Annotated in this window: 14 protein-coding genes and 4 pseudogenes; 3 read left to right on the forward strand and 15 right to left on the reverse strand. The window is 28.9% G+C overall.

Annotated elements, in window-relative coordinates:
• Positions 1-199: 199 nt before the first annotated feature.
• A pseudogene (locus tag CJ192_RS03680) lies at positions 200-555 on the forward strand (plasmid mobilization protein).
• A gap of 1 nt (position 556) precedes the next feature.
• Positions 557-817 (forward strand): annotated as a pseudogene (locus CJ192_RS03685) (relaxase/mobilization nuclease domain-containing protein); the annotation flags it as partial.
• 107 nt (positions 818-924) lie between these two features.
• Here CJ192_RS03685 and CJ192_RS03690 read toward each other — a convergent pair.
• From CJ192_RS03690 to CJ192_RS03760, 13 genes and pseudogenes are all read right to left on the reverse strand, one after another.
• On the reverse strand, positions 925-4,023 hold the full coding sequence (locus CJ192_RS03690; RefSeq protein WP_004828910.1) for a DEAD/DEAH box helicase: 3,099 nt from the start codon (positions 4,021-4,023) through the stop codon (positions 925-927).
• On the reverse strand, positions 4,017-4,841 hold the full coding sequence (locus tag CJ192_RS03695) for a Hachiman antiphage defense system protein HamA (protein ID WP_039931243.1): 825 nt from the start codon (positions 4,839-4,841) through the stop codon (positions 4,017-4,019). Before CJ192_RS03695 ends, CJ192_RS03690 begins: the two co-directional genes overlap by 7 nt.
• A 12-nt stretch (positions 4,842-4,853) precedes the next feature.
• A complete protein-coding gene (locus CJ192_RS03700; RefSeq protein ID WP_039931242.1) occupies positions 4,854-6,131 on the reverse strand; it encodes an AbiJ-related protein in 1,278 nt (425 codons plus the stop codon).
• A gap of 390 nt (positions 6,132-6,521) precedes the next feature.
• Positions 6,522-6,884, reverse strand: a pseudogene (locus CJ192_RS03710) (nucleotidyl transferase AbiEii/AbiGii toxin family protein); the annotation flags it as partial.
• Between the two features lie 375 nt (positions 6,885-7,259).
• Positions 7,260-7,847: pseudogene (locus CJ192_RS03720) on the reverse strand (type IV toxin-antitoxin system AbiEi family antitoxin domain-containing protein).
• A 315-nt stretch (positions 7,848-8,162) separates the two neighbouring features.
• On the reverse strand, positions 8,163-9,530 hold the full coding sequence (rlmD, locus tag CJ192_RS03725) for a 23S rRNA (uracil(1939)-C(5))-methyltransferase RlmD (protein WP_102197819.1): 1,368 nt from the start codon (positions 9,528-9,530) through the stop codon (positions 8,163-8,165).
• Positions 9,527-11,860, reverse strand: coding sequence for an ATP-dependent DNA helicase (locus tag CJ192_RS03730; RefSeq protein WP_102197820.1), 2,334 nt, complete (start codon positions 11,858-11,860; stop codon positions 9,527-9,529). Before CJ192_RS03730 ends, rlmD begins: the two co-directional genes overlap by 4 nt.
• Before the next feature lie 84 nt (positions 11,861-11,944).
• Positions 11,945-12,745, reverse strand: a complete 801-nt coding sequence (locus CJ192_RS03735; RefSeq protein ID WP_102197821.1) for a TPM domain-containing protein — start codon at positions 12,743-12,745, stop codon at positions 11,945-11,947.
• A gap of 7 nt (positions 12,746-12,752) precedes the next feature.
• Positions 12,753-13,340: a LemA family protein gene (locus CJ192_RS03740; protein ID WP_102197822.1), complete on the reverse strand. Its 588-nt coding sequence runs from the start codon at positions 13,338-13,340 to the stop codon at positions 12,753-12,755.
• A 26-nt stretch (positions 13,341-13,366) separates the two neighbouring features.
• Positions 13,367-13,867 (reverse strand): anaerobic ribonucleoside-triphosphate reductase activating protein, encoded by a 501-nt coding sequence (gene nrdG, locus CJ192_RS03745; RefSeq protein ID WP_102197823.1) that lies wholly within the window; start codon positions 13,865-13,867, stop codon positions 13,367-13,369.
• A 41-nt stretch (positions 13,868-13,908) separates the two neighbouring features.
• A complete protein-coding gene (nrdD, locus tag CJ192_RS03750; RefSeq protein WP_102197824.1) occupies positions 13,909-16,029 on the reverse strand; it encodes an anaerobic ribonucleoside-triphosphate reductase in 2,121 nt (706 codons plus the stop codon).
• Between the two features lie 246 nt (positions 16,030-16,275).
• On the reverse strand, positions 16,276-18,855 hold the full coding sequence (clpB, locus tag CJ192_RS03755; RefSeq protein WP_102197825.1) for an ATP-dependent chaperone ClpB: 2,580 nt from the start codon (positions 18,853-18,855) through the stop codon (positions 16,276-16,278).
• Between the two features lie 9 nt (positions 18,856-18,864).
• On the reverse strand, positions 18,865-19,818 hold the full coding sequence (locus CJ192_RS03760; RefSeq protein ID WP_102197826.1) for a DnaJ C-terminal domain-containing protein: 954 nt from the start codon (positions 19,816-19,818) through the stop codon (positions 18,865-18,867).
• A 145-nt stretch (positions 19,819-19,963) separates the two neighbouring features.
• On the opposite strand from CJ192_RS03760, the gene CJ192_RS03765 reads away from it, so the two are divergent.
• Complete coding sequence (locus CJ192_RS03765; RefSeq protein WP_102197827.1) at positions 19,964-21,052, forward strand: glycosyltransferase; 1,089 nt, start codon at positions 19,964-19,966, stop codon at positions 21,050-21,052.
• Between the two features lie 42 nt (positions 21,053-21,094).
• Here the strand turns inward: CJ192_RS03765 and CJ192_RS03770 are convergent, their stop codons facing one another.
• Together CJ192_RS03770 and CJ192_RS03775 are read right to left on the reverse strand one after the other, a co-directional pair.
• Complete coding sequence (locus CJ192_RS03770) at positions 21,095-22,015, reverse strand: glycosyltransferase family 2 protein (protein ID WP_102197828.1); 921 nt, start codon at positions 22,013-22,015, stop codon at positions 21,095-21,097.
• Positions 22,016-22,027: 12 nt separating this feature from the next.
• Positions 22,028-23,536, reverse strand: a complete 1,509-nt coding sequence (locus CJ192_RS03775; RefSeq protein WP_102197829.1) for a lipopolysaccharide biosynthesis protein — start codon at positions 23,534-23,536, stop codon at positions 22,028-22,030.
• Between the last annotated feature and the right edge of the window lie 60 nt (positions 23,537-23,596).

Consider the following 23,596-nt stretch of genomic DNA (forward strand, 5'->3'; position numbering starts at 1 on the left):
ATTTCTTTAAATGCGGTATAATTAATAAAACTGAATAAACGCTTAACGCTTATAACTTTAATAGCAAGCACAGTAAGTGTACGGACACTTACGAAAAAATTAATGGAGCAAACCTTTACGGAATGCTCCATTTTTTTAATTTTTACCTTGTTAGGGAGAGCCCTAAGACCCCGAAATATATTTTATAAAGGAGAATAAAATGGCAAATAGATTTAGAAATGAAAGAATAGAAATAAAACTAACCAAAGAAGAAAAAGAAGTTTTTGAAAAAAAATGAAACTTGCTAATTGCAAAACTATGTCCCACTTTCTTAGAAAATGTGTCTTAGAAAAAGAAATTTATGTTGTAGATTTAGAACCATTCAGAAACCTACAATGGCTACTTTCAAATGCAACAAATAATATAAACCAGATTGCAAAAGCTACTAATACAACTGGTGTTATTTACAAGAATGAAATTGAATCTATGAATAAGCAGATAGAAAAATTATCAAGAGAAATATGGCAGATCCATTCCCTACTTCTTAATAAATCAAAAGAAGGTTCTGGTGATTAGTATGGCAATTACAAAAATACATCCTATAAAATCAACCCTAAATTTGGCAATAGATTATATAACTAAGAGTGAAAAAACTGATGAAAAAATCTTGGTATCTTCATTTAAATGTCACCCATCTACTGCCCATATTCAATTTATGAAAACACGAAAAAATAATGATACTAAAGATACAGTTTTGGCTAGACATTTAATCCAATCTTTTCTACCAGGAGAGGTTGATCCTATAAAAGCTCACGAAATTGGAATGGAATTATGCAAGATTACTCCTTACAAGATCTAACACGTGTGGGCTTTATCAAATACGAAATAACTATGGAATTTACATACGTAAGGAGATGGAAAAATAACTTCTATCTCCTTGAAATATTATCTTAGTTTTTGAAGTCTATCCAAGAAATATGATGGATAGTTTGACAATAATACTCGTAATTTCTCTCTATTACTTTTTATTGTAGATTTTGTTTTCGTTTTTGTGCTACAGTCAAAATCACTTATTTCATTAGCAATTTTTTGCGAAATAATTCTATCTGCAAATCCAAGTTCATATATAAACACAGACTCTTTGTTCGGTAATCCATATCTTATTCTATAAATTATATCGCTTAAATTTTCCTGTGTATTTTCACTACAATCCTTGGTATTTAAAACTTCTATAATAGCCTGTATTATAGTTAATGAAGCATATCCAAAGTCCGAATCACATAAAGTTATTATGTCTTCCAATGATATATCTCTACTTCTTTTACCCCGCTTAACTAACAAATTTACTGATTTTGCATAGCTCCAGATTTCAATATAACTTTTACCATTAATCCATATTTTTAATAAATCATACACATAGCTATCATCAACAAATTTAGGAATAATCTTGCAAACCTCTGATTCTTTAAGTCTATTAGCAATAATTCTAATTAATTCATCAAAATTCGCATTTACTATTTCATACAAATTATTATCTATAAATATAGATAGTTCTTTCATTTTCAATATGCCTAACATGCTTTTTCTGTAAATCAGTTTATTAGTAACTTCAAGACTATCAATACTACTTTTAATAAGGTTATATATATTCTTCAATTCTTCTTTTTCTTCTTCATTTGCCAAGTAGTACCCATATGTAGATTTAATAATTTCAAAACTTTCATCTTCAACATCTACAAAGCCAAGTATAAAATTTTCCAATGATACTAGAATATGATCTATTTCATTCATTTTATAAAAAATTTCTTCACCACATTCCTTTCCTTGCTCTTTATATTCAATAATACCTTTTTTCAATTCAGTGTATTCAGCCTTATTAGAATATCTGGAATTAATGTATTTTTTCAAAAAGTCAAAACTGATTGTTCTATTATTTCCTAAATCAACTTCTCTGACTAATTTCAAAAGATTGCTAGAACACTCCTCAGAATTGTCAGCATTAAGCAAACGTTTATACTTATTTAATTTATAGTCTTCTTTACTATTTTTATAGATATTTTCTGTTAGAATGATAGTTCCTTCTGTCTCTTTTCCTGCTCTTGCTGTTCTTCCTATCAAATTATGGAAATCTCTAACTTTAATTACCTGTTTTGATTGATAAACACTTGATACGATTAAATATTTAATTGGCAAATTTACTCCTTGTGCCAATGTAGAAGTACATACTACACAACGAACTAATGATTTTTTCAAAGCATATTCTTCAGCAATTCTTACTCCGTTCGGTATACCTGAATGATGCCCCACAATACCATTTAATGCTGCCGTGTATAAATCATTTTCACCAAAATGTTCTCTTATTAAATATGCAATTTTTGAACACTCAGCATAATCTGACAAACGACTAAAATCTTCAAGAGAAACTCCTCTCTCTTTTAATTCAATAAATCTTAGCAATATCTTATTTACACTATCTTTTTTTGAGCAAAATATTGCAATACAGCCGTTTCTTATTAATTTAATAGCATAATAAATGCCTACATCTTGCGTATTATTTTTAAAATCAGGAAAATATCTTAATTTTTTCTCATTACCTTTTTTATTTATTTCTCTTGTTTGGACTACTCTTGGTACATAAAATTCTTCTTCTAGATATTTATTTGGATCCACAAAATAAAGATTACTATAAGCATTATTAACATTAGTCGATGTAAATGTATTAAAGGCTACCGTTTTCTCTGATGTTTTAATTGTATTATTTTTTATAACAATACCATCATCGTTAATCCACGCATTTAATTGCTCAGCATTAGAAATTACTGCTGAAACTAATATCTTCTGTGCATCTGGTCTAAGATAGCTATTTATTGTTGTCAGTAAAAGTTCGTAATCTGTTCCTCTTGATTCATCATCAAACAAATGCGCTTCATCAAAAACAATCATGTTAATACTTTCAATTATTTCCGTATCGTGTTTTAAAATATATTCCAACTTTTCTGGAGTCATAACAAATATTTTTTTACCAATAGACTCAGATTTAACCAACTCTATTTCGCTAGGTTCAGGAATATCAGAAAACTCAGTTACAGATATATTTTCATCAAACGCAAAAAACTTTTCCATATCAAGCATTATTTCCTTACATAAAGCTCTAAATGGAGCTACTACAACTACAATTGAAGTTCTATGTGATAGAAAAGCAGCTTGTACAGCAAGTGCTACAGATGTTGTTTTACCAGAGCTTGTTGGCATTTGAATAAAACCTGATTTTCCTTCGAAAATTCCTTCTTTACCTAGTAAAATCTGGGATGACCACATTTCTTTCATCAGCGCATTGTTCTTAAATGTTGAAATCCAATCGTTCTTGTCAATACCAGAATATAGTGGCATTAGATTAATACACGAATTATAAATTTTCTTTTTCAATATTGCTAATATAATATCTGTAAATAATATTTCTCTATCGTTACCAAGTTTATAAACATAACTTCTAAAATCATCAAAATTCGAGTTGTTAGGATTTTTGCAATCAAAAAACATATTATAGTAATCAACTAATTGCACAATATAGTTTCTGTATTTTCCATCTATCTTACCGACGTCAAATTTATGATTATTATCTAACATCCACATTATTACATTTTCTAATCCAGAAGCAAAAAACTCAAAATCACTTAAATCTGGCATAATACTAATCATTACTTTTGAACTACCATTCATATTACAGAAGTAATAAGTAACCGCTCCCATTAAAATATAATATGGATTCATCTCTATACTCATTTTGGATTGGAAATATGAATCAAAAAATCTTGACACAAAGTATAACTCTTCTTCCTTTTCTTTTGGAAGAATTATAGGTGCTTGTTCCATATTCCATATTTCATTAGCGATGTCTCCAACTATTCCAATGCAAAGTAATATGAGATCATTGGCTTGATCTTCAACTTCAATATGAAGATTCTCTGGCACTCCATATTCATACATTTTTGCTTTTGCTCGAACCTTTTTCAAATAGTACTTTGAAGTACTTTCTATCAGCATAAGCAAGCCCTCCTATATAAATCCCTTAAGAAGAGCTTCAATTCTTTAGAATGAATTATCAATATATTCGTAGATTTTATATTTTCATGCTGACTATTAACCACATCCAAAACCACTTGGTCTGAATACAATTCATTATCCAATACAGCAACTGCAAAAAAGTCTAATGTAAATGGATTGTCTGTTTTATTTTGAAATCTTTCTACTATTTTTGCCTCGTCATTTCTTGAACGATTAAGTAATCTCCTTTTTTCGGCATTTAGTGACTCACCGATTCGAACCCTATCTTTAATAGAGTGTTCTATAGCATCTTTAACTGTTTTTTCACACAACCTGTTTTTATTTCCAACTTTGCTAGAACGAGTTTTTACTTCAGCAACTATTAAGTGATCAGACTTACTTGGTTTATTAATATTTTTAACTTTATATCCTATCACATCACTTCCGGATACTGGCATATCAGGATTGACTTTTTCCAAATACCTAGTTCTAGTAATATAGTGCTTTAGAACAAAATTTATATAGTCATATACCAATATCTCTCCGAATTCCCCAGACATAGTTGAAGCACCCAGTTTATTTTGATGATTGGGAAATATATTCTTCTCCAAAAACTCTTTTTGCGTTAATCCTGTTCCTCGGACTAGAGACTCTAATAGAATTTCTTCAACATAATTATCCCTTAATCCCAAAGCCCAATTATTCAAACTATTATCATCTAACAATTCACTATTAAGTTTATAGACCTGAATTTCTTCTCCACTTGAGGTAGGTATTAATTTATCAAATATAAAATATTTACTATTATCAAAAAACAAATTCATCCCCCATTACTGTAAATTTTCTAATAATACAGAAATTAATGCCAAACATCTTTTATAGAAATACTTATAATGTAATTCCTTGCTAATATCTATTTTATTAATTTCATGATGTCTTATACGATAATTATTCCCAATATCCGTCAATGTTTTGAATTCAACATCAAACATCATTTCGATATTTTCATTTTCAAAGCTTATATCTTTAATAATTTTTTCTGCTGATTTTTTCTTATTCAAGGCAGGATAATAATACGTTTTAATTCTTTCAAAAGCATCCCATATTTTTTCAACAGCATAGGAGTACTTCCCTTTTCTATACAAGTCATCAGCCGTTGCAATTAACTCTTCAATACCTGCTTCACTAATTCTTATAGAAGAATCAAGTTCTATTGCTATATTATTGATTGAGTGTATTTCTCCACTCTTAAGCTCTATATTAATATCATTTAATTTAAAGATAGTATTTATTTCTTTTTCAAATTTTTCATATTCAGTAGTGTGACGACTAAAACTTTCAATAACATCAAATACAGTTGAAGGTGAAGTTCCCTCCTGAAAATCTTTAAACCCTTTTATTTCAACAAGTTCTTTATTAACATAATGTTTCGGCAAATAAAATTTATTAATATCTTCCAGAACACATTCACTACTATATTTTGTATAATTCCAGTTAGTTTTATCGGTCAAGTAAAATATTTCATCATACTCATTCATTACCTTAAAAAGTTGATATCTCACCCCATTAGGAAGTTTAACGCTAATTTTTTTATTTAGTATTAGAGATTTATTTCTTTCTGAAAAAGGAATATACATATCCGGTATTATTCTATATATTTTCCAGCTATAGACATCTCTTCCTGACAATTTACTTGTGGCAACTATCTCATATCCATCTTCTTTTAGTAAAACATTTATTCTTTCTAAATATCTTTCCCAAACCCCATTTTCATCCCTAACTTCTGGATGAAACACTTCGCAAATAAAATCAAGTAAAATATTATCTTCGCCATCAAACAGTTGAAATCTTTCGTCTTCGAATATCCAATCGTCTGGATAATCTCCATTATGTGTATGCATTATAATTTCTTCTTCTGCATTATCAACTCTTGAATCTATACTTTTCAAATCTGCTAAGTTATACAATCTTTTTAAAAATTCAACAATATCAAATCGACCATAATAAGGGTAAAAAATATTCTCTATTGATAACCAATTATCTTCTGTTATTCCTTTCCTGAATAAATCAAAAATATCTCGTCTTGTAACTCCTGTGATTTTATTCAAAATATAATCTCCTAATTTTATATTTTCACACATTCTACTATTTCATAAATATCATAATCTAAAACATTGCAGATCCTAAGCAAAACATCTGTGGTTATGGTTTGCCATTCTTAATTTTATAAAGCTAAATTTTCCAAATTTTGCTATTTTCATCAATTTCTTTTTGTCATATCTAAATCTATTAGTTTTTTTAATAATCCTTTATGACTAAAAGTTCTCAATATACCAATGTTGAAGACTTATATTTATTATATTATACCATTAAATGTCCGCTTAATATAAAAACGTTCTCCTTGAAATAACATTTAAGTATTAAAAAAAGAAGTAGAATAATTCCACTTCTATACTTAATATTTCTTGTCTATGATTTCCTAGACAATGTCTGGAATATTACATCTCATTAATTCTATTTGATAAAATTGTAACTACACTAACAACCTTATCAAAGTTCAAATCTCCAATATACTTATTTTCACTGAGATATACATCCCACAAGGATCTTAGGTATGAATCTTCTTTTATGTCCTCGATTATTTCCTCATAGTCTTTCATTATCTCCTGACTTCCTCTTTTCTTTGAGGTTCTCTCTATTGCCTCTTTTAAAATTTTATAATCTATCTGGTCTTTTTTTAGTTTGTAGACGGTGTATAGGTCGTAAAAGTCTCTCATTCTTGTTGTTGCTATATTTCTTCTGATTATGGTTTCGTATTTTTCAGCTAAAATTGTTTCTAATGGATATGCCATTATTTTTATATTTTATCCCATCATCTACATCTATATTTATAATTTCTCCTACGATTATTTATTATATTATCCAATATCCCATCATTAATTTTCCGAAATCAAAAAAGCACCTATAATTTTGTAAAATAGGTGCCAAAATTTATTTTTTAACTTTTAACTTCGTAATAACCAATAATCCAATTACAACCGTTAACCAATAACAAACCTCACATAGAAATAATATTAATAATATTTCTTTTGTATGAGTCTTATTTATATCATATTTCAAAAAATAAGAAACACCAAAAATAAAAAGTCCAAATATATTATACTTTAAGGCTTTTAAGAACGTATTTTTCTTCTCTGCAAGACTTCTTATCTTGCCCTTTATACTCTCGATATTAATCACGATAATACCTCCATATATTTTCTAATTTCATCTTCTATTTTAAATAATCTACTGTACTTTATGAGTCGTCTTAGATTTTTATTTGGTGATTTAAAGTATCTTTTTATGGCTTCTGTGAAAATCTGTTTATCTATTTTTTCGCTGTCGATTATGATATCGCAAATTGTTCGATCTATATCATAAACCGGAATAAGGCTATCTTGTGGTGATTTTATTTCTGTCTTTCCTTGTTCGTATAAATCTTTTTTTTACATAGTGAACTTGTAGATCTTCGTACCTCTTTTTGATATGGCTTGCATTGTAGCCTTGGGGTACAGATATATGGAATACATTTGGTGCCCTGTCGGATAGGTCGTGGAGGTAGAGGGCTGTTTGATGGGAAAATATAATTCGATTACTATTAGATGATATAAAACAAAATCGTCTATTACTTTTCCTTTTAATTGATATAGTCCTGGTCTTAATCTTTCTAGTTGCCCGCTCTTTGTTAATTCTGATAAATTATGCCTAGTATATCCAAGTTCTTCTGCTTCTTTGTTAGTTATTATTAAATTCTTTTGTATATATTCTTTAAGTGTATTCATAGTCCTCTCTCCCCCTCATTTTCGCTTTTATTATATGTTGTAAAAGCGAATATGTAAAGTTGGCTTGTGAATGCTTTATATTTTGAAAAGGATGTAACGAATCCTTACTCCCTTTAATAAAAAAAGAGCAGCCTTTTAAGCTACTCTTGTAGAAAGTACAAAATGAGTTAATTATATTTTTTGTGTTTCCTCATACCAGTTGCAAAACTACTCTTACGTTCATGTAGTTTTTTTGAGTCTTTTTAACATATCCTTCTTCATCTTTATCGAAGACAAAATGCTTATAAAACTGCTTAAAATGCAGGATTTCTAAATTTATATCTTTTGTATCAACGCTATAGCCTCCACATGTCTTGACCTAGGAAATTGGTCAAAGGCTTGGTATTTTTTTACTTTATATCCATTTTCCATAAATATTTCTATATCTCTTACTTGAGTTTTTGGGTTGCAAGATATATAGACGAATTCTTTTGGATTTATGTCCATTATTTTTTTGATTGCTTTTGGGTTTATTCCCTCTCTTGGTGGATCTAGGACTACTATGTCGTATTTTCCTTTTACTAAGTCGATTTTTTCTAATACATCTCCTGCTATGAAGTCTATATTTTCTATTTGGTTTTCTTTTGCATTGTCGAAGGCTTTTTCTACAGCTTCTTCTACTATTTCTATTCCCATTGCCTTATTTGCTGATTTTGCAAATAATTGGGTTATGGTTCCTGTTCCTGAATATAGGTCTAGGACATTTTTATTTTTATCTACATTTGCTAATTCTATGGCTTTTTGGTAAATTTTTTCTGCTGTAAATACATTTGGTTGGAAAAATGAGAAGGGTGAGATTTGAAATTTTAAGTCATTCATTTTCTCTTCTATATATTTTTTTCCAAATAATAGGTCCATTGAGTCAACTTTCACTGCATCTGACAAACTGTCATTTATTACATGATAAATTGATACAATTCTCCCATCTGTTCTTGCATTTAAAAGATTGTGGGCAAAGAGGTCTCTTCTCATTGGATCAAAAGATTTGTCAGAGCTTGTTACAAGGATTACCATAATTTCTCCAGTGTGCATGGCCTTTCTTATTATCAGATTACGAAGCAATCCTGTGTGGGCTTTTTTATGATAAAAACTTGTATTTTTTTCCCTAAAATAATTTTGTACATGTTTTCTAATCGATTCAAAATCTTCGTCTACAATATTACAACCTTCTGTATCGACAATTTCATAAAACCTATTTTGCCTATGAAGACCCAAAACTAAGGGACCATCCTTGTAGGAATCTCCAAAAGTATATTCCATTTTGTTTCTGTATCCTTTTATTTTTGGACTTCTTACTATAGAAAGTTCTTTCACATCTATATGATGATTTTTTAAAAGTTTTTGCATCATATTGTGTTTTAGTAAAAGTTCGGTTTCATATCCCATTTTTTGGTAGGAACAACCTCCACAAATTCCGGCATTAGGACAAAATTCTTTGGCATTTTCTATTTTGGATTCTTCCAAAACTTCCATAAACTTTCCCTTTTTATTATTTCCCCTGTTTTTGGTAATTTTTACCCTTACTTTTTGTCCTAGGACTCCCCCCTTAAATTGGACATTTTTTTCTTCATTTATTTTCCCAATAGATATATTCGGATAGGACATATCTATTATTTCTACATCTTTTATTGCTTTTTGTCTCATTTATTCTCCTCATTCCAAAATTTTTCAACCAAATTTTTTAATTCTTTTTTATTTTTAACTTCTATAAGATTTGACCAATGTCTTGGATATAATCTCCTATACTTATCCCACAAAAACCTATCATCAATCAAATAAATTATCCCCTTATCTTTTTCTCCCCTAATTAACCTTCCTGCAGCTTGGAAAATTTTATTCAAACCTGGAAATGTGTATGAATAATCGAAACCATTATGAGAAATTTGGTCAAAATGAGTCTTTATTAGATTTCTCTCATCACTTACACCAGGCATACCTACAGAAATAACCATAGATCCAATGAGTCTGTCCCCTTTTAGGTCTACTCCTTCAGAAAAAATTCCTCCTAGGACTAAAAAAGCTGTTTTTTTGCTTTCATATGTAAAATTTTGTAAAAATTTGTGTCTTTCTATAGGAGACATAGACCTCTCCTGAACCAAGATATCATCATTGTAATTTTCTTTATAATATTCATAAACATCTGTAAGATATGAAAATGAAGGGAAAAATATAAAATAATTTCCTTTTTTCGCATTAATAAATTCATGAATTAAATCAGCTATATCCATCAAATTGTTGTTTCTGTCCTTATATCGTGTCGAAATTGGACTTGCCAAAAGTGCAAAATTTTTCTTGTCAAAGGGAAGGTCCAAGTGAACTTTTAAGGAGTCTTCTGCCCCCAACATTTTTATATAAAAATTCATTGGAGAAAGAGTCGCAGAAAAAAATACACTAGATCTTGCCAGTTTATATTTTTCACTCAAAACCTGAGATGGATCTATACACTTAATTTCATATATTTTTTCCATAGAATTTTCATCATAGGTCAAAGTTTGATAAAAGCCCTCCCTAAAATTATCAGAAATTTTAAGGTGGTGGTTTATTTCAAAAAACATATCTTCTATTTTATCATAATCATCTCTTTTTTTATCCTTAATCAAGACTTTTTCTAATTTTTTTGAAAGGCCCATTAGTTTTTTGTCAAAATCATCATTATTATCAGTAGTATAATAGAATAATTTTTTTCCATAGTTTTTGTACATCTTTTCAAATTCATCCAAGATAGAGTCAATAGATTTAATTATTTTCAAATCTTTTTTGATATCCATGCCCTCTCTTAACTTTTTAAAACTTGTATCCACAAATTCATGGGAGAACATTTTTCTTGATCTTTCCAAAAGATTGTGGGCCTCATCAATCAAAAATATATATTCGTCAATACTTTCATCAAAAAATCTTCTCAAATAAACATTTGGGTCAAAAACATAATTATAATCACAAATAATAAGGTCAGAATAAAGGGCCAGGTCTAGTTCAAATTCTAGAGGACAAAGTCTATGTTTTTCTGCATAAGATGTAATTATATCAAAATCCATTATATCTTCATTTTCCAAAATATCTTTTAGGCCTTCATTTACCCTATCAAAATGGCCCCTGGCAAAGGGACAATCATCAGGATTACAAGAAATTTCATCATTAAGGCAAATTTTTTCCTTACTTGTCAAAGAAACGGCCTTTATTGATAAGTTTTTTTCTTTTAAAAGATACAAAGACTTTAGGGCTTCTTTTGCAGTAGTATTTTTGGCAGTTAAGTAAAAAATTTTATCAGATAGGCCCTCTCCCAAAGATTTTACAGCAGGAAAAATAGTAGAAATAGTCTTTCCAGTTCCAGTTGGAGCATCAACAAATAATTTTTTCTTATCCAAAATCGCCCTGTAGACTGCAACTGACATCTTTCTTTGTCCCTTCCTATAGCCACTATAGGGAAAGGTCAATTCTTTTGCGCTCTTATTTCTTTTTTCAAGATTTATTGATAAAATTTTTGAGAAATTAATATATTCTTTTAGTAAATTTATGTAAAAATCATAAAGTTCGTCAAGGCTCTTTTCTTTTTCAAAAGTTTTTGTCCTATAATCATCAAGTGAAACATAGGTTAACCTTATGGTAAGTTTTTTGAGATCTTTTTTTACACCATAAAAATACCCATAGCAAAAGGCCTGAGCCCAATGTAATTTATTAGAATCATCCAGTTTTTCCAAATTTCTTGTGGTAGATTTTATCTCATCTATTATTATTTGACCCTTTTTTTTCAAAAGACCATCAGCCCTACCCTCAACATGAAATTCCATATCATCTATTTTTGTAATATTAGTTAGGTAGTACTCAGCCTTATAATTTTTATCATAAGATTTTTGAATTTTTTGATGAGCCTTGATTCCTTGAACCATCCTATTATTGTCCCTAAAAGAATTATCAATATCCCCACTTCTCATAACAAATTCAATAAGTTTTCTAACAGAAGTTTTTATATACATGTAATCACCTTTTTTATTATATCATTTAATTAATCATAATTTTATTTTAAAAATAAAAAAGGACCTAAAAAGGTCCAATTTTTATTAAATTCCACGGCTTGCTCCGCCACCACCGGATGATCCGCCGCCGCCGGAGAAGCCTCCTCCAGAAAATCCGCCTGATGACCCGCCGGAGAATCCTCCAAATGATCCGCCACCGAATCCTCCAAATCCTCCTGTAAATCCACCGCCACGATAGTTTCCACGGCCTGCGAATAATCTTGAGAAAATTATAAATATTATAAATATAAATATCAATGTCCTAATATCTATTTCATCGTCTTGGTCTTCTTTTAGTCTTTCAGAATATTTATCATAATCACCATTTAATTCTACTTGATATTCTTCTGCTATTTCAGAAACTATAGCATTAAAGCCTTCTCTAATTCCTTTAGAAAAATCGCCCTCTCTCATATAATCAAGCATAAATTCGTCAATTATTCTTCCAACCTTACCATCATTTAATCTTCCCTCAATTCCATAGCCTGTGATAATTGAAATATCTTTTTTATCTTGGCCCTTTCTTTGGGAAATTAAAATCAAAACTCCATTATTTTTTTCCTTATCTCCAATTTTCCATTTGTTTAAAAGATCTGTTCCAACTTGCATGGGTTGGTCTTCTATATCTTTTAGTGAAACATAGATAACTTGAGAACCTGTTTTTTGCTCAAGTTCTTTGTTTACTTTTGTTAAATGGTCTTTGGTTTCTTGGTCAATTAAATTGAGCTCATCATAGTAGTAAGTGTTGGGTGATTCTGGTAAGTTTTCTGCTAATGATTTATTAGGTAGAAAAAGAAGAATAAAGGCAAATAAAATAGTTACTATTATATTCTTCCTTTTTCTCATAAATTACCTAACTTCCGAAATTTACTTTTGGTACATCTTGGGCTGATGCATCTGCTTCAAAATATTCTGCCTTATCAAATCCCATCATTGATGCAAAAATGCTTGTTGGGAAAGATTTTACCTTTGTATTATAAGCCTTAACTTCACCGTTATAATTTTTTCTTTCTACTGAAATTCTATTTTCTGTTCCTGCAAGCTCATCCATAAGTTGGGTAAATTGCTTATCAGCTTTTAATTCTGGATATGCCTCTGCAACTACATTTATGTTTCTAATTGCTTGGGACATTTGCTCGTTAGCCTCTGCTAATTCTTTTGGTCCCTTGGCGTCTTTTATTCCTGCCCTTGCATTTGTTACTTCTGTCAAAGTATCTTTTTCATGTTTTGAATATCCTTTTACAGTACTTACAAGGTTTGGAATTAAGTCTGCTCTTCTTTGAACCACATTTTGCACTTGAGCATAAGATTCGTCTAATTGTTCTTTTTGTTTTACAAGTCCATTATATGAAGGAATTAAAACAATGATTGCAAGAGCAATTATTGCAATTATTGCTATAACAATTCCTCCAATACCTTTTCTTTTTTTATTAATCTCCATTATATCCTCCTAAATTTATTTCTACTTTAATTATACCCATCTAAGAGGATTACTTTTTCATTTTCTAAAGATTTTTGTATATCAATTGTTCTTTGGTTAGATGAACCCTTAAATTTTAATCTTAAATCCTTTAATTCTTCCACAAAGAGTCCATCGACCAAGACATCACACATGGATAAAAGTTCTTTTGCATTTTCAATATTTACCAAAACTTCATACAAAAATCCCGAAAAAATCCAAATAGACTTATCCGATTCTTCTCTAATTTTTTTTACAATTTTAATCAAATCCTCTGTAGATTCAAAGGGTTCTCCCCCAAGAATTGTAAGTCCTTCTATTTCATCTTTTTTTAAGTATGAAATAATTTCTTGAGTTTGTTTTTCTGTCCACAAATTGCCAAAATTTGGATTCATATATTCCTTATTAAAACAATTTTTGCAATTTGCATGACAGCCTGTGACAAAAAACGAAGTCCTAATTCCAGGTCCATTTGCCACATCATATTTTCTAATTTGCCCGTATCTCATAAATCCTCCATAAAAAAAGTCTACTAATGTAGACTTTTTTATTATATATGCAAAACTCTTGCCTTTATTTCTTTGGTTCTTCCTTCATTCCAGAAATTTTCTCCCAAATATCCACAAGTTCTTCTTACAACTGTTAGTTTTGACCTGTCTTTGTTTCCGCATTGTGGACAATACCATTCGTTGTCGTCATTTAAAAGCATTTCTCCATCATAATTACATTTTGCACAATAATCGGATTTTGTGTTAAATTCTGCATATTGAATATGGTCATAAATATATTCGACAATTTTGCCAAGAGCCTTCAAATTATTTGCCATATTTGGAATTTCTACATAAGAAATACAACCACCTGATGACATATCTTGGAATTTTGACTCAAAATCAAATTTTTCAAAGGCAGAAATTTCTTCTCTTACATCAACATGGAAAGAATTTGTATAATAACCCTTATCTGTTACATCTTCAATTTGACCAAATCTTTTTTTATCAATTGATGCGAACCTATTTGTAAGATTTTCAGCTGGAGTTCCATAAACTGCAAATTGTAAACCTGTTTCTTTTATCCATTCTTCTTTTTTCTCGTTTAATAGGTTCATTATTTTAAAGGCAAATTCTTTTCCTTCTTTACTTGTATGGCTTACACCTTTTACAAGTTTACAAGCTTCATAAATGCCAATATAACCAATTGTTACTGTTGCATAACCATTTTTTAAAAGTGGTTTTATTTTTTCGTGAGGTTTTAGTCTTGCTATTGCCCCGTGTTGAAAATGTATTGGAGATGAATCGCTTGTTACATCTTTTAGGTGTTCATACCTTAGAATTCCTACTCTTTTTACAAGATCCATTCTTTTATTTAAAATTTCAAAGAATTTTTCTTCGTCATTACCTGCTAGTATTCCAATTTGAGGGAGGTTGATTGTACAAACTCCTATATTAAATCTGCCATCAAATTTATAATCTCCATTTTCATCCTTATATGGTGGCAAAAATGCCCTGCAGCCCATTGGTGAAAATACATTTCCCTCGTAATTTTCTCTCATTTTTTTGGCAGAAATATAATCAGGATACATTCTTTTTGCCGTACATTTTATGGATAATTGAGTTAGGTAGTGATATTTGCTTTCCTCTTTTACATTATTTTCATCCAATACATAAATTAATTTTGGGAAGGCTGGTGTTACATAAACTCCTGCTTCATTTTTTATTCCTTGGATTCTTTGTTTTAGAATTTCTTCTATAATTTTTACAGTTTGGTCAAGGTAAGGATCTTTTTCATCTGTATGCATAAATAAGGTTACAAAGGGTGCTTGACCATTTGATGTCATAAGGGTATTTATTTGGTATTGGATAGTTTGAATACCTGATTCCAAATCTCTTTGGGTCAATTTTTCAGCCATTTTTTTTATTTCATCTTCATTTGATAAAATTTCTTTAGCTAATTTATAATTTTTATTGTAGGAAACTTCCAAATATTTTGAAAGACAAGAAATATTGATAGATTGGCCACCATATTGGTTTGAAGCAATTTGGGCAATAATTTGGGTCATTACATTACATGCTACTTGGAAAGATTTGGGCCTTTCTATTGTTTTTCCATTTATAACAGTTCCATTATCGAGCATATCTTTCATATTTACCAAGCAACAATTAAAAATTGGTTGGATTAAATAATCTAAATCATGAATATGTATTGCTCCATCTTCATGAGCTTCTACAAGGTCGGCATCAATTAATTTTCTTTTTGCCAAATCTTTTGAAACTTCACCAGCTATTAAATCTCTTTGAGTTGATGCAATTAATGGATTTTTGTTAGAATTTTCATCCATTACATCTATATTTGTTCTTTCAAGTAGGCCGATTATGTCATCGTCAGTTGTGTTTGCTGCTCTTTTGTAGGCTTGGACTGACCTGTAGGCCTCGTATGATTTTGCTGTTGCAGGATTCTTCTTATCAATTAATTTGTAATAAACCCTATCTTCTATTTGATAAATTGAAATTTCTCTTTTATTTTCGACGCTTTTTTCAATTTCATTTGCAATTTCTTCTGCTTGATTTTCTATAAAAACACCATTTGGTGAATTCATAGCCTTTTCTATGGCTATTTTTATTTTTTCTTTGTCAAAATCTACCTTTTGACCATTTCTTTTTACAACTTTAGGCATTTTTTCAACTCCTTTATTAATACTATTATAGTATACCATATATAGATATAATAAAACAAGGGGCACTATATATTGTGTTTTTTAGGTTTTTTTATTGTATATTTCTATCCAAACTTTGGGCTTTTTTGTGACCTTATGTATAAATATAATCTTAAAAATTATTTTTTTTATAAATCTTTCTTTAATTTTAGGCAAAAGAAAAAGAGAAAATTTCGAAAAGAAATTTTCTCTTTTTATATTTATTCTTTAATTTTTAACTTGATATACCAATTCATTATTTTTATCTAAATCTATTATGACATGGTCGCCTTCCATGATATTACCTTCAATAATTTTTCTTCCCAAGTTTGTTTCGATATTTGCTTGTAAGAATCTCTTGATTGGTCTTGCACCGTATTCTACATCATAGGATTTTTCTAAGATATATTCGTGAGCAGCTTTGCTAAGCTCGATTGTAATTTCACGATCTTCAAGTCTTTTTGATATATCTTCAATTTGAAGGTCGATAATTTTATAAACTTGATCACTTGTAAGTGGTTTAAACATAACTATGTCATCAATTCTGTTTAAAAATTCTGGTTTGAATGATGCTTTTAATGCCCCATCGACAAGTTTTCTATTTTCTTGATCAATTGTTCCATCTTCTTTTAATCCATCGATTAAATATGATGAACCAATATTTGATGTCATTATTATAATTGTATTTTTAAAGTTTACAGTTCTTCCTTGACTATCTGTAAGTCTACCATCATCAAGAACTTGTAATAAAATATTGAAAATATCTGAATGGGCTTTTTCAATTTCATCAAATAAAATTACTGAATAAGGGTTACGTCTTACAGCTTCAGTTAATTGTCCACCTTCTTCGTAACCAACATAACCTGGTGCAGCTCCTATTAATCTTGATACAGAATATTTTTCCATGTATTCTGACATATCAATCCTAATCATGTTTTTTTCGCTATCAAACATAGCTTCTGCAAGTGATTTTGCAAGCTCTGTTTTACCAACTCCTGTTGGTCCTAAGAAAATAAATGATCCAATTGGTTTATTTATATCTTTAAGACCAGATCTTGCCCTAATTATTGCATCTGAAACCTTATCTACTGCTTCATCTTGACCTATAACTCTTTCATGTAATTTGTCAGCTAGTCCTAAAATCTTACTTCTTTCGCTTTCAACTAATTTATTTACTGGAATATTTGTCCAATTTGAAACTACATCTGCTATGTCCTCATCAGTAACTTCTTCTTTTATTGATGAATTATTTTCTTGGTCTTTTTCTTTTTCCTTTAATTTCTTTTCAAGCTCAGTAAGTTTTCCATATTTAAGCTCAGATAATTTTTCAAAATCATAGTTTCTTTCTGCTTTTTCAATCTCAACTTTTACCTTGTCAATTTCTTCCTTTATATCTTTTACAGAATTTATAGAATCTTTTTGACTTTTCCACTTGTTAAAATCAGCCTCATATCTTTCCTTAGCATCTGCCAATTCTTTTTCTAAGATTTCTAGTCTTTTCTTACTTTTTTCGTCATCTTCCTTTTTTAAGGCTGCAATTTCTATTTGAACTTGTAAAATTCTTCTTTTTTCCTCATCCAAATATTCTGGCATTGTATCAATTTCAGTTCTTACAGTTGCGCAAGCTTCATCCATCAAATCTATGGCCTTATCTGGCAAAAATCTATCAGTAATATAACGGTTTGAAAGCTCTGCTGCAGCTATAACTGCTTGGTCTTGAATTCTAATTCCATGGTAAATTTCGTATTTATCTTTAATTCCCCTTAAAATTGAAATTGTATCTTCAACACTTGGTTCATCAACCAAAACTTTTTGGAATCTTCTCTCAAGAGCTCCGTCTTTTTCAATATATTCCCTGTATTCATTTAAGGTTGTTGCACCTATTACTTTTATCTCTCCACGAGCAAGCATAGGTTTCATAATATTTGAAGCATCCATTGAACCTTCAGTTTTACCAGCTCCAACAATTGTATGAAGCTCGTCGATAAACATAATAATTTGTCCTTCAGATTTTTTTACTTCATCTATAACTGACTTTAGTCTTTCTTCAAATTGTCCCCTGTATTTTGCTCCTGCAACTAAGCTTGCCATATCAAGGGCAAAAATTGTTCTTCCTTGAAGTGGTTCTGGCACATCCTTATTTACAATTCTTTGGGCAAGGCCTTCAACAATTGCAGTTTTACCAACACCAGGTTTACCAATTAAAACCGGATTATTTTTCTTTCTTCTTGAAAGAATTCTTTGGCAGTTTCTAATTTCAGTATCACGTCCAATAACTGGATCAATTTTTCCTTCTCTTGCCTCTTTTGTCAAATTTCTACCGTATTTTTCCAAAGGATTATTTGTTTCTTCTGGATTATCGCTGGTAACTTTTTGACCATTTCTGACCTTTTTAAGCTCATTTGAGAAATTTTTTGCATTTAAGCCGATTTCCTTAAAGTAATCACTTAATTCTGTATCTTCATTTAAAATAGTTAAGAAAATGTGTTCAGTTGAGATAAAAGAATCTCCCATTTTCTTTGCGCAATCTTCACTTTTTAATAAAATTCTTTGGAAAATTGTATTTGGGTAAATATTTGCTGAACCGGATTGGCTTGGCAAGTTTTCCATTTTTTCTTCCATTTTATTAAGTACTTTTTTGTACAAGCCCATATTAGCTAAAACTTGGCTTACGAATGAATTTGAATCTTCAACCAAGGCATAAGCTAGGTGGATAATGCCAACTTCTGGGTTGGCATTTTTGATAGCTAGTTGACTTGCTTCATTAATAGCTTCTGTTGATTTTTGAGTAAATTTGTTAAAATCCATAGTGTCCTCCTAATTTAATTCCTTTAATTTTTTATATAGGTCAATTTGATCTTTACTTAAATCTTTTGGATTATCGATAAGAATTTCTATATAAAGATCTCCAACTTTTCCTTTCAAATCTTTATATCCCTTACCTTTAATCCTTATTTTATTTCCTGCTTCAATTTTTTCAGGAATATTTATTTTAAACTTTCCATTTGGACTGTCGACTGTGATTTTTTCACCAAAGTAGGCATCCCAAGGACTTACTCTTTCTTTTTTAATAATATCCAACCCATCTAGTCTATAGGTTGAATCTTCCTTGATTTGGACTTTTACATAAATATCTGCATTCAAATTATATTTTGAACCATCAATTTTTAAATTTTTCCCACTTGTCATTCCACTCGGAATATTTATATTAATTTCTTTTATAGAATTTGTTTCTTTATCTTTTAATTTGAGCGTTCTTGCTACACCGCTCATTGCTTCATCTAGTGATATATTAACCTTAGCTTTAATTTTTGATTTTTTAGCTTTTGTAAATCCATTTTTAAAACTTGATCCGAATCCTCCAAAATTTGTTGATGAAGACCTTGATGAAGATCTTCCTCCTCCAAATAATGTTTCAAAAAAATCTGAAAATCCAGAGGATCCTCCTGTACTACTCGTGTAGGTATAAGATCCATTTCCAGCTCCAAAATTTGAAAATAAATCTGAAAATCCATATTGAGATGGGTCAAAATTTTGACCTTGACTAAAGTTTCCGCTTTGACCAAACATATCATATTGTTTTCTCTTATTCTCATCAGATAAAACTTCATAAGCTTCATTTATTTTTGCAAATTTTTCACTGGCTTCTTTATCATCAGGATGAAGGTCAGGGTGGTATTTTTTCGCAAGCTTCCTATAAGCTTTTTTAATTTCATTAGCATCTGCTTTTTTATCTACACCTAAAATTTCATAATAATCTTGATATTTCATAAAACCTCCATCATCCTCTGACTATCTTTGACCTTAATTAAACTATACTAAGTTTATATCAATTTGCAAGTTTTTTATTAAGATAAAATTAATTTTTATATGTTATAATATAAGAAATATTTCAATTAATTTAAAGGAGTTTATTTTGAAAAAAAAGACTAAAATACTCCACGTCTTAGGAGATTTAAATATTGGAGGAATAGAAAGTCTACTTATTTCAATATTTAATAATATAGATAGGGATGAGTTTGAATTTGATTTTTTAGTTCACAGTATTGGAAGTAATCAAAATTTACAAAAAATAGAAGCACTTGGTGGAAAAGTTTATACTATTGATAAATTTAGTCCAAAAAAACCTTTTAAGTATAAAAAAGATTTAGAAAACTTTTTATCTAACCATAAAGAATATAAAATTCTCCACTGCCATTTTAGGGGTACTGAATCAACTATACTTAAAGTGGCTAAAAAATATGGATTAACTACCATATCTCATATTCACGGCTTGGATTATGGTAGCGGCATTAAAAAAATTATTAGAGATTGTTTAAAAAAAGATATAATTAAATATTCTGACTATAAATTTGCATGTTCAATTGAAGCTGGAGAACTTATGTTCAAAAATAATAAATTTACCCTTATTAAAAATGGTATAGATTTAGAAAAATATATATACAATGAAGATATAAGAAATGAAATTAGAGAAAAATTAGATCTAAACGAAAATAAAGTAATGGTTCACATTGGTAGTTTTTTACAGCTTAAAAATCAAAAGTTTTTGATTTATTTAATGAAGGATTTAGTAAAAATTGATAATAAAATTATTCTACTGCTTGTGGGAGATGGATATTTAAAAGAAGAATCGGAAAATTTAACAAAAAAATTAAATTTAGAATCTAATATTAAATTTTTAGGATCAATATCAAATGTAAATGAAATTTTACAGGCAGCAGACCTATTTTTATTACCATCTTTAAATGAAGGTTTACCCTTATCTGCAGTAGAAGCTCAAAGCGCTGGTCTTAAGTGCTTACTTTCTGATAGTATACCTAAAGATGTAAAATTAACAGAAAATGTAGAATTTATTTCTCTTAATGATAAAGAAAAATGGAAAGAAATGATTTTAGATAGTTTTATCTACCAAAGAAAAAATCTTTATAAAACTATTGATGATAAAGGATTTAATATTAAAAATACCTGTAAATACCTAGAAAATTTCTACAAGAGCATAGTATAAATTAAGGGTTTAGAAAAATAAGTTTTCTAAACCCTTTTTTATTTATTTTAATAAAATTTTTAATTTGATTATTTGAATATATAGTAAAATACCTCTTTTGCCATGTCTTAATTTAAATTGGTCTATATAGTCTTTGTATTTGTTATATAAGCTTCTAATTTCATTTTTATCATAGCTCTTTTTTAAAGCAGTTACTAATTTAAAAACAATTGAAGATGGTATCCTATACTCTTTTATTGCCCTAATTTCTAAATCACTTAATTTTAAATTCGTATCATTCAAAAGACCTAATGATGATGATATAGATTTTTCAATTTGATCGATGTTAAAACTTGATAAGCTATCATTCTTATGAAAAATCCTATAATAAGTAAGATATTCTTTTACAAGGCTTATTTTATTAGCTTTAGAAAGAGCTTTGACTAAAAAATCTGTATCTTCAGACCAATTTCTTCCTATTTCAAATCTTAACTTGTTTTTTTCTATTAAAGACCTCTCAATTAAAAATGATGCTATTTGATGCCTATTGCTACCTATTATATAATGGTACAAAAAGTTTTTTTCTTCAAAAGAAGTTGATAATTTTGATACATCATCTCCAAGAACAACTTTTGTAGCACAACATACAATATCTGAATTTTCAGCTTTAGCTTTTTGGACCATTTTTTTAGCATAATCTTTATCTAGAAAATCATCAGAATCTAAAAAACATATATAATCATCTCTTGACTTATCCAAACCATTATTTCTAGCTGCAGAAACTCCTGAATTTTTTTGATAAATATATTTTATATTTTTATTATTTTTTTCTAGATTTTTAATTATTCTTGCGCTATCATCATTTGAACCATCATCAACTACATAAATATTTATATCTTTATAAGTCTGTTCTAAAACTGACTTTATACATTTTTCTATAAATTTTTCATTATTGTATACTGGTATAATCACACCTATACTCATATATTCTCCTTTCTAACTTATTTTTTTTATTGGTTTTAAAAACAAACTTTTCTCAAAATTGTTCATTGAAAAAATCCATATTGTTATAAGATAAGAAACAGTAAATAATAATACATATATTGCAAAAAGATATATATTTGAAATTTCTATCTTAAAAAACATATATGCTAGTAATATTGAAGGAATCATTCCCCTCATTACGCTTAATATTTCTTTAAAATAATACTTTATATCTATTCCTATTTTTTTATGATAATAAATATTCATTATAATCCCATTTCCTATAGTAACTGTAAGAGCTGTTCCCATAGCCGATCCTATAGGTCCAAACTTTATTGCTAAAGGAATCGAAATAATAAAATTGGATATAGCTACTATAAAAAATACAACAGACATAAATTTGTGTAAGTTTTTCGCTCTTTGTATATCTACTCCTATTGCTTGTATTAAGGATAATAAAGATGATGTCATTAATATTATAGCAACATAATAACTTTCTATATATGTATCATCTAGCCAAATTTTCGAAATAAAATACTTACCAAAGGCAAAAAATCCTAGTAAAATAAGCATTAATATATATAGTTGTACTCTTGAAATTTTCGCAAATAGTTTGGTTAACTCAAAATCATTTTCTCCACTGGCAACCATCTTATTTACTTGCGGTACAAAAACAGATACTACTGATGATGAAAGTTGCTGATAGGCTCTGTATATAATTGAACCCATGGCATATATTGTTACAGATACGCTCCCAACGAATTTTCCTAGTACAAATTTATCAACTGACCAATTTATTTGTTCAGTCATCATTGACAAAAATACAAATCCTGAAAATACACTAATCGCTCTTAAAAGATTCCTATCTAATTTTGAAAAATCAAATCTCATAGATAATTTTTTTACTGCAAAATATCCATTTGAAATAAATGCAAACAAACTAATCATACTTGTTGCAATTACAAGACCTACCGATTTAAATCCAATCATTAATAATGGAATACCTAAAATTGGAGATAAAAAAAGCCTAATTAACATTATTATTCTTTGAAAAATAAATTTCTCATTTGCAGAAATAAATGATTCAAATACACTTGTAGGAAAAGTTAAGGCTATATTAAAAATTAAAATAGACATTAATTTCTTTGAAAGTCTTATTTCTTCTCTAGTAAGTTTTCCCTTTAAAATTATATCTAATTTTACTATTAATATAAATCCTAAAATTAAAGATATTAGCGACATAGTTAAAAAAACTATCATAAACAAACCATTTAATTTTTTTATACCATTATCATCATCTTTAATCTTATACTTATAAAAGAATCTAATATAAGAAGATCCAAAGCCTAAAGATAATAAGCCTAAATATGCAACAAGAGATGCAGTTAATTCATAAACTCCATATTCTGCATCACCTAAATATCTTAAAATAATAGGTGTGTAAAAAATAGTTAAGAAAGTATTTAAAATTATAGATAGATAAGATAAAATTGCACCTGTTTTCCTTTGATTTAATTTCATATTTCACCTTTTCTTATTAAATTTTTTAAAAAATTATAACCTCCATAACTGGAGGTTATA

Origin of the sequence: Anaerococcus hydrogenalis (assembly GCF_002871895.1) — a bacterium.
In the GTDB taxonomy this organism is placed as follows: Bacteria; Bacillota; Clostridia; order Tissierellales; family Peptoniphilaceae; genus Anaerococcus; species Anaerococcus hydrogenalis.